This is a genomic window from Lentzea sp. NPDC036955 (assembly GCF_055608005.1).
In genome coordinates, this window is sequence record NZ_JBVJRC010000011.1 from 340,049 (window position 1) to 347,333 (window position 7,285).

Below are 7,285 nucleotides of genomic sequence, written 5' to 3' on the forward strand. Positions count from 1 at the left end.
ACCTTGGTGTGAGGAAGGGTGAGCAGCTTCCGTGGATCGTGTCTGACGAGTTGTGGGCGCGGATCGAGCCGCTGCTGCCGGTAGTGCCACGCCGCGCCGACCATCCGGGACGCAAGCGGCTGGACGACCGCGAGGTGCTGTGCGGCATCCTGTTCGTGCTCTACACCGGCATTCCGTGGGAGTTCCTGCCCCAGGAACTCGGCTTCGGCTCGGGGATGACCGCCTGGCGGCGGCTGCGGGACTGGCACCAGGCCGGCGTCTGGCAGCGGCTGCACGAGAACCTGCTCGCCGAGCTCAACGCCGCACACGCGCTGGACTGGTCGCGGGCGGTGATCAACGGCTCGCACGTCCGCGCCCTCAAGGGCGGCCCAAAACCGGGCCGAGCCCGGTCGACCGCGCCAGAACGGGCTCAAAGCACCATCTGATCACCGAAGGACACGGCATCCCGCTGGCCGTGTCCCTGACCGGTGGGAACCGCAACGACGTCACCCAACTGATGCCGTTGATCGACAAAATCCCGCCGGTGCGCGGCAAACGCGGTCGCCCGCGGTTCCGTCCTGACGCGGTGTACGCCGACCGCGGCTACGACCACGACAAGTACCGCGACCTGGTTCGATCCAAGGGCATCAGACCGGTGATCGCCCGCCGCGGCAGCGAGCACGGCTCAGGCCTGGGCGTCTACCGATGGGTGGTCGAGCAGACCTTCGCCCTGCTGCACTGGTTCCGCCGCCTGCGGATCCGCTGGGAGATTCGCGATGACATCCACGAAGCCTTCCTCAGCCTGGCCTGCGGCATCATCTGCTGGCGCCGACTCCGCAACATCTCATTGAGTTAGGAGTTCAAGCCTGCTGGACTGGAGCCGGCCCCGACTCTACGCCGCGCTCACGCTGCTCACCGGCCACCACGCGCCCACCGCGCTGCGCGTGCTGGTCACCAACGACCGGCTCTCCCTACTACTACGGCCCGATATCCTGTCCGCGCTGATCCGAGCCAAGTTCGAGCACGAGTACCGCGCCGACGCGCCCCTGGACCCCAAGACCGCCGTCGTCGTGCTGGAACTGGTGCGCAACAGAATTTTCGGACCGTTTCTCGACCACCCCTACCTGCGCCGGCAGAACCCGGCCAAACCGTTCGACGCGGCATACCTGACCAGTCAGCGCCTGGCCGTGCTCGTGGCCGCCACCCCGACAGCAACGACGATCCCGAGCAGGACCTCACCGACGTGCAGATCCACCCGGACGTCCTGTTCGCCCTCGGCCTGGTTGACGCCCCGCCCCCGCTGAAGACCACACCGGGCGCGGCGCGGTGCGGCCGGAGTCACCGTGATCATGTTGGCACGATGACCCCAGGCGCGCCGGGACCTTCCGCATGATCGGGCCTCACCGCTCGTGCGTGACCTCGGCGCGCACGGGTTGGGCGGCTACGTTGGGCTCCCCGTACTCCTTGATCAGCTGGCGGCGGACCTCGATGGCGTCCTGGCGCCCGTCACATAGACGGGCCACCCAGGATTGCCACACCAGTCCGCCGCGGTGCAACGACTTCACGCGCGAGCGGAACTGCTCGGTGAAGCCGATGAACACCGGTACGCCGCCGTTGCCGAACAGCACGAACCCCACCGCCATCCCTTTGGGGGGCAGGATCTTCGACTCGTCGATGCCCTTCCAGCCGGTGTCTCCGTTCCAGCTTTTGCCGTCCTCGCCGTTGGGGACCGCCTTGGCGTAGCGGGCGAGGGAGTTGCGGTCGTAGTGGACGTGGGCCGTCCACCGTTGGACGAAGGAATCCAGCCCGTTGGTCTTGCTCCACTCGCGGACCTGGTCGTAGGCCGCGGCCAGCCCACGCCAGTCGAGCTCGCCGGCGCGGTGCGCGGCGGCGATACGGCGGATGAACTCGTCCTCGGCAGCAGCGACGCGTTCGAGTAGCCGGGCGTGTTCGTCGTGCAGTTGCAGCACGGTGTCGGCGGTGCGCTGAAGGCCCGACACGTTCCCGAGCAGCGGGGACAACTGAGCGGTGGGCGACGAGGTGTTCATGGCGCCAGCATGGCAGCGGGCATGAGGCCACGATCGAGTGACACGAGCGCCTGGGTAACCGCCTGCACCTGACTGGCACAAGCACATCGCCAAGGTCCGCGTTCTGGGAGAACGGCCACAGCGCCTTCCGCTGCGCGGCCGGTGCGAGTAACGCCGTGGGCCCGGCCGCGCGATGCTCGGAGTACAGGTTCCGGCCCGCACCCCCAGGCGCGCCGGGACTCTTATCATGGCCAGCTCCTAAGGTGATCCCCTGCGGTGGTGGCGACGGAACCGGCCCGGAGAGGGCAACTCGGGAGCCGAGCACGGCGCCGAGCACTCCTTGCTTCCTCCTCTGTCGGGACGGGCGATGACCGAGGGCTGGCTGCGGGCCTTGACGATCACCAACCAGCCCGGCCTGGCGATGGAGCTGATCGCGCAGGTCAACCAGCCGGAGACGCTTCGTCTGAATTTCCGTACCCTGCTGCCGGCCGAGGACCGGCGGATCCTGCACGACGCGCTCGCTTCGGTCTCCGAGTAGCGCAGCCGCCAGGCGGCGTGAACTTGCTAATCGAGAGCATCCTGATCGACATGGTCGCCGAGGCAACCGGCCAGGACTGCGCCACCGTCATCCAGCGCCTGGCCCTCGAGGTCGAACGGCTGACCCCCGCCGGAGTAGTCCGGGAGGCTGAAGGCACTGGCCGGCGGCGTGGCGAACGAGCCACCGAGCGCGATGCAGTGAACATCGGCCAGCGCCGCCCGCACGATCTCCTCATCCTCGGGCGCCACCGCGGTGCCGCTCCCGACGGCGACGATGACCGTCGCGACGTCGTGCAGTTTGGTGTTGGTGTGCTGAGAGATCTCCCGCAGCACGCCAAACGCCTCGTCATCGCCGCAGCGCACCGGTTCCTCACCGAGGTGCTGCGTTCCGCCGGATCCCACGACACCTGATCCAGCGCGCGTGTCCGGTACTGGACGCGCACCACCTCGTGGCACGCTCGCCACCACTAGACCAGCCGCAGCCGGGCCTCCGTTCACTCGGCGAGCGCCAGATCGCATCGCCCGCGCCCCGCCTGTCAGGACGTGGTGTCGGCCATCCGGGCGTCCAGCACGATCGGCGGGATCGCCGCACCGGGGCTGGTGAGGCCTCCGACGGCGTCGACCGTGCGCGCGAGCTCGGTGTAGATCCGTCGTCCGATGGCGCGGTCCGCTGCCGTGCGGCCATCGGTGATGTCCCACCACGCACTCCACAGCAGCGCCATGATGTGCTTGCCGCCGAGCCGGACCTTCACCATGCCGTCGTCCTGCGGCTCCACCACGGCGGTCTCGCCCGGCCACAATGTGTAGGTACGAGCACGCGCCGCAATCTCCTGCCACGTGTCGGCGTGGGCGATCAGCACGACCGCCCCGATACCGATCGCGAGCTCCAGACGGCGCTCGTGCAGACGAGCCGCTTCCCGCTCGGCCACCTCCTGCGCGTGCCGGGCCGCGGCCTTGGCCTGCCTGGCCGCGAGCTCAGCAGGCGTCCGCCGGCGAAACAACCACATCACCGTGCACACCCCCGCATGAAGGCCGGGCACGTCGCTACAAACCAGAATGCATTCACGCCAAGCAACATCGGCACCAACCCACACCTGCTGAAGCGGCCGTGATGCTCTCGCCGCCGACGACTCCCCCTCCCGGGGAACTTCCCCTCGGTTACGACCTCCGCGCGCGGTCCGTGCGGCCGCGGCCTGCTCCCCTGCCGCCGCGCCTCATCGAGGTCAGCGTGCAGCACCGTGGTGGGGATGTGGACATCCAGAGAGTTCAACACTCACTGCAAGCTCGCGGAACCTCTCCGCCTTGGCCGCCGGCACAGGATCGAGTTCCTGGCCCGTCGGAGACGTCTGCCGCCGCGAGTCGATGTCAATCTTCACCTGGGGCACTGCGGCCGCCAGGTTCGCCAGCCTTCCCTCCACCCCGTAGAGCGCCCCACAGGAAATCGGCTGCAGGGGCTCGTTCGTTTCGGTCATGACGATCAGCGTAGGCACCTGGCGACGTCGCCCGCTCGGGATCTTCACCGCGCACCCGCACCGGCCAATATCGCTGAGGTGATCGAAACTCACCAGCACGCCGAACCCGGCCGCGCCGCCTATCCGGCCGCGCCGCCCGGCGCGGGCATCACCCTGCAGATCTCCTCGAGTCCGCGCTCGACCTGGCTATGGGCACCGGACGAAGCCGCGGTCGAAGTCATCCGCGCCGTGGTCGGCTGGGGGCTCGGTCCTGCACCGGGGGCCGGGAACTGCCGCTGATCATGGACATCGATATCGGCGTCATGGCACTGGAGACGTGCGAACGGCTCGCCGCCGCCGGGTTCACCTTCACCTGGCACGAGTCCGAGCACCCGCTCAACCGTGACAACTGGCCCTCGCAGCTTCCCGGCATGCCCGAGCAGCAACAGATCACGCGGTGACACCGACGCTCCCCGCCTAAGCGTGTGCGGCGCTGCACCAACGGGCCGCACACGCTTAGGCGCAGGTCAGCGACGGGTTCGGTCAGTAACACCGCGGTCGGCCAGGTCGATGCTCAGCACATAGCCCGTCCTGGGGAGGACCGAATGCGCCGACGCCCGCCATCGCCCCCGCCGCGCTGGATGCGCCGCATCTTGCCGTTCGCACCCGTGGTGGGCATGACGATCTGCTCGGTCGCCGTGTTCCTTACCCACCCTACGGTCATCGACCTCGTCACCGTGCCGCTCAGCCTGCTCGCGATGACGTGCCTCGGATGGCTCGCCCTCAGCGAATTGCGCGCCGAGCGCCACGCGACCCCCGAGATGACCGCCTGCTACACCGCCCTCGCCCGGCTGCTCACCAACGCCGGCGACGGCGGAGTCCTCGTCGACGACGAGGACCAGGTCGCCTTCCTGCTCATCGACGAACGCACCGACGGCCGTTCCCGCCTCGCGTTCCAGCGCTTCGACCGCGACGAGCTCGCTGGCGCCAGCCAGACCGCCGGCACCCCGGCGATCTACCACCAGTTCACCCTGGAGACCTTCCGGCCCGTCGTGCGCCACCGAATCGGCGCCATCACCATCAGGCGCGACGAGAACGGCCACGCCCGCATGACCGAGGCTTCCCGACCGCGCCAGCGGCGACGCGACCTTCTACGCACCGCGCACATGCTCGCCCGGACCGGGGCCGACATTCCGTCGGTCGACGTGCTCGACGAGCTGATCGTGCAGCTCCAGTCGAGCAACACCCCCACCGCGTAGATCCCCCACGTGGGGCGTCAAGCGACACCAGTCGCTACTGACATCGAGTGCCGTCCACCCACTGACACCCGTTGACGGGTCGCGGGTCACGGAAGGCCGACGACGCTCGTGCTGCCTCCGCAGCCGCCGACCAGCCTGTCCCGCGGTCATCCGGCCGGCGCCGGGCGCAGTTGCTGCAGCAGTACGCGATCGACGTCTACGACGCACTCGCGAGAGCCTGCCGCGCCCAGGTCGGCGCGGTCCTGCCGGAACCGGCCGTCATCGCCGCGCACTTCACGGCGTTCACCGAAGAGAAGGCCGCCCTCGTCTGCGCTGCGCTGCACGCACGCCTTCCTTCCCGAGCCGGCTCATGACCGCGCGGGTGGCATTGCTCAGCTTCGATCTGCCGTACCGGCGACTGCCGGACGCGATGAGCGCCGATCTGCGTGAGGCCCTGGCCGCCGTCACCGCCCACCGCGCCCGCTGAGCGAGCACTTCCGCATCCCAGCAGTGGCTCGCCGGAGGAGACGAGCCCGACCCGAGCCGCGGTCACCACGAGGGTGGCCGTGCGAGACCATCTTCGCCGGTGCAACCGGTCGTTATCACGGCGCCGCGGGCCACGCCGCCGCGGCGACGCCCTGAGTGGGTCTCGCTCACGGAGATCAGACGCACGCCGGGTGAACGCGGTACGAGCCGTCACCCGTGTGGCTGAACCGTGGGTCGGCCGCACGCGTGCCTTGTGCGAGGATCGGCGCGGGTCCGCGGGAAGGGACCGGTGTGCCGCCGACGACGTTCAGCGATGTTGAGGCCACACTCAACGCTGCCGCGGACAAGGCCAAGCAGGTTCAGCAGATGCTCCAGCAGGTCGTGGAGATGGCCGAGGAGTGCGCGACGGTGCTCACCGGCGTCATGGCCGGAACCACCGAGCAGGCTGACGCTGAGATGGTCACCGGGCAGTTCGGCGCTGTGCGGGCCGGCGCGATGGACCTGCTGACCGTCCTGGCATCGTGCTTGCAGGGTCTCGAGAAGGTTCGCCGGCAGTTCGCAATCGGGCCGCCGGCAGCCTCAGCGCCGACGCCCGGCGGGGCAAGCGGCGGAGGCGGCGGAGATGACCGGCAGTCGGATACCTGGGCGCGGCGCGCACGATCGGCGCTCCCCGCGTTCAAGACCAGCGGGATGTACCGCGACGATGACGGCAACGAGGACCTCGTGCAGAGCGGCCGGGAGCCCGACGGCGAGCACACCCGCATCAATGATCACCTGACGAAGGTGGGTGTGCTGTGGCCGGGTCAGAACGCCGAGGTCACCAAGCACGTCGAAACCAAGGTCGCCTGGCGCATGCGGCAGTCCGGCATCAGCCGTGCCGAAGTGGTCGTGAACAAGGAGGTGTGCGAGGGCATGTTGGGGTGCCGGGAGGTGCTGCCGCTCGTGCTGGGCGCCGGTCAGACGCTGACGGTGCACGATCCGGTAGGTTCGCACACGTTCCGGGGAAGGGATGCACGGTGACGTACACGCTGGACTGGTACTTCTACAGCGGCGCCAACCGCGCTCGTGAGCCGTTCGAGGTCCGATCCGAGTCCGACCTCGACCGTGCACTGGCAGCAATCCTGGCCGAACCACAGCCGCATCCGACCCAGATCGCCGCGCGCGAGCTACCCCGGTTCGGTCCGGCGAAGATTCCCGACCGCATGTTCAAGATGGACGTGTCACCGACCGGTGAGCACGTGGCGCTGCACTACTTCGGGCCGACGGACCCGCGGCGGGCGGTGCGGATGGTGACCATGTGGGCCACGCAAAGCCCGTCGGAACAGACTCGGTCACGGTCGGCCCAGGTCGAAACACTTGTCCTGCAGCACACTGGAAACCTACCGCCGTCCACTGTGGATGCAACTCTCCCGCCGGAACACGGCCTGGACCTCACCCTGGAGCGACGCCCCTGGGTGACGTCATCTCCGACGGCCGTCCCGGACGACGTGCCGACCCTGTACGTCGATTCGGCGAACGAGACGGAGTTCCCGCGCGACGCGATCATTCCACGCGACCTCGCGGTCGC

The 7,285-nt window shown here is 69.0% G+C and carries 13 protein-coding genes; 8 read left to right on the forward strand and 5 right to left on the reverse strand.

The annotated features are described in order from the left end of the window. Nucleotides 1-35: 35 nt before the first annotated feature. Both ACZ7CF_RS35030 and ACZ7CF_RS35035 read left to right on the forward strand, forming a co-directional pair. Nucleotides 36-835 (forward strand): IS5 family transposase gene (locus ACZ7CF_RS35030; RefSeq protein WP_470371815.1). Its coding sequence is split into 2 segments (ribosomal slippage): nucleotides 36-369 and nucleotides 369-835, totalling 801 coding nucleotides; the frame shifts between segments, so codons are not numbered across the junction. 88 nt (nucleotides 836-923) lie between these two features. Then, nucleotides 924-1,283, forward strand: a complete 360-nt coding sequence (locus tag ACZ7CF_RS35035) for a hypothetical protein (RefSeq protein WP_470371798.1) — start codon at nucleotides 924-926, stop codon at nucleotides 1,281-1,283. 96 nt (nucleotides 1,284-1,379) lie between these two features. On the opposite strand, the gene ACZ7CF_RS35040 is transcribed toward ACZ7CF_RS35035, so the two are convergent. Beyond that, complete coding sequence (locus ACZ7CF_RS35040; RefSeq protein WP_470371799.1) at nucleotides 1,380-2,027, reverse strand: hypothetical protein; 648 nt, start codon at nucleotides 2,025-2,027, stop codon at nucleotides 1,380-1,382. A 346-nt stretch (nucleotides 2,028-2,373) separates the two neighbouring features. On the opposite strand from ACZ7CF_RS35040, the gene ACZ7CF_RS35045 reads away from it, so the two are divergent. Continuing rightward, a complete protein-coding gene (locus ACZ7CF_RS35045; protein ID WP_470371800.1) occupies nucleotides 2,374-2,544 on the forward strand; it encodes a hypothetical protein in 171 nt (56 codons plus the stop codon). Nucleotides 2,545-2,570: 26 nt separating this feature from the next. On the opposite strand, the gene ACZ7CF_RS35050 is transcribed toward ACZ7CF_RS35045, so the two are convergent. From ACZ7CF_RS35050 to ACZ7CF_RS35060, 3 genes are all read right to left on the reverse strand, one after another. Beyond that, nucleotides 2,571-2,945: an ANTAR domain-containing protein gene (locus tag ACZ7CF_RS35050; protein ID WP_470371801.1), complete on the reverse strand. Its 375-nt coding sequence runs from the start codon at nucleotides 2,943-2,945 to the stop codon at nucleotides 2,571-2,573. A gap of 134 nt (nucleotides 2,946-3,079) precedes the next feature. Then, on the reverse strand, nucleotides 3,080-3,553 hold the full coding sequence (locus ACZ7CF_RS35055) for a hypothetical protein (RefSeq protein ID WP_470371802.1): 474 nt from the start codon (nucleotides 3,551-3,553) through the stop codon (nucleotides 3,080-3,082). 213 nt (nucleotides 3,554-3,766) lie between these two features. Next, nucleotides 3,767-4,015: a hypothetical protein gene (locus ACZ7CF_RS35060; protein WP_470371803.1), complete on the reverse strand. Its 249-nt coding sequence runs from the start codon at nucleotides 4,013-4,015 to the stop codon at nucleotides 3,767-3,769. Between the two features lie 78 nt (nucleotides 4,016-4,093). Here ACZ7CF_RS35060 and ACZ7CF_RS35065 point away from each other — a divergent pair, with 78 nt between their 5' ends. From ACZ7CF_RS35065 to ACZ7CF_RS35075, 3 genes are all read left to right on the forward strand, one after another. Beyond that, complete coding sequence (locus tag ACZ7CF_RS35065) at nucleotides 4,094-4,294, forward strand: hypothetical protein (protein WP_470371804.1); 201 nt, start codon at nucleotides 4,094-4,096, stop codon at nucleotides 4,292-4,294. Nucleotides 4,295-4,296: 2 nt separating this feature from the next. Then, complete coding sequence (locus ACZ7CF_RS35070; protein ID WP_470371805.1) at nucleotides 4,297-4,455, forward strand: hypothetical protein; 159 nt, start codon at nucleotides 4,297-4,299, stop codon at nucleotides 4,453-4,455. Nucleotides 4,456-4,599: 144 nt separating this feature from the next. Further along, a complete protein-coding gene (locus ACZ7CF_RS35075) occupies nucleotides 4,600-5,253 on the forward strand; it encodes a hypothetical protein (protein ID WP_470371806.1) in 654 nt (217 codons plus the stop codon). A 146-nt stretch (nucleotides 5,254-5,399) separates the two neighbouring features. Here the strand turns inward: ACZ7CF_RS35075 and ACZ7CF_RS35080 are convergent, their stop codons facing one another. Further along, complete coding sequence (locus tag ACZ7CF_RS35080) at nucleotides 5,400-5,576, reverse strand: hypothetical protein (RefSeq protein ID WP_470371807.1); 177 nt, start codon at nucleotides 5,574-5,576, stop codon at nucleotides 5,400-5,402. Between the two features lie 433 nt (nucleotides 5,577-6,009). Here ACZ7CF_RS35080 and ACZ7CF_RS35085 point away from each other — a divergent pair, with 433 nt between their 5' ends. Together ACZ7CF_RS35085 and ACZ7CF_RS35090 are read left to right on the forward strand one after the other, a co-directional pair. Beyond that, nucleotides 6,010-6,738 carry a DddA-like double-stranded DNA deaminase toxin gene (locus ACZ7CF_RS35085; protein ID WP_470371808.1) on the forward strand — a complete coding sequence of 243 codons (729 nt, stop codon included), beginning with the start codon at nucleotides 6,010-6,012 and terminating at the stop codon, nucleotides 6,736-6,738. Continuing rightward, nucleotides 6,735-7,285 (forward strand): hypothetical protein (locus ACZ7CF_RS35090; protein WP_470371809.1); only part of this gene is annotated, 551 nt, incomplete at its 3' end. The genes ACZ7CF_RS35085 and ACZ7CF_RS35090, both read left to right, overlap by 4 nt.

Bases quoted from the DNA above. Each gene is read 5' to 3' on its own strand.
- ACZ7CF_RS35040 (WP_470371799.1), bottom strand. From the start codon at position 2,027: ATGAACACCTCGTCGCCCACCGCTCAGTTGTCCCCGCTGCTCGGGAAC.
- ACZ7CF_RS35075 (WP_470371806.1), top strand. From the start codon at position 4,600: ATGCGCCGACGCCCGCCATCGCCCCCGCCGCGCTGGATGCGCCGCATC.
- ACZ7CF_RS35045 (WP_470371800.1), top strand. From the start codon at position 2,374: ATGACCGAGGGCTGGCTGCGGGCCTTGACGATCACCAACCAGCCCGGC.
- ACZ7CF_RS35070 (WP_470371805.1), top strand. From the start codon at position 4,297: ATGGACATCGATATCGGCGTCATGGCACTGGAGACGTGCGAACGGCTC.
- ACZ7CF_RS35060 (WP_470371803.1), bottom strand. From the start codon at position 4,015: ATGACCGAAACGAACGAGCCCCTGCAGCCGATTTCCTGTGGGGCGCTC.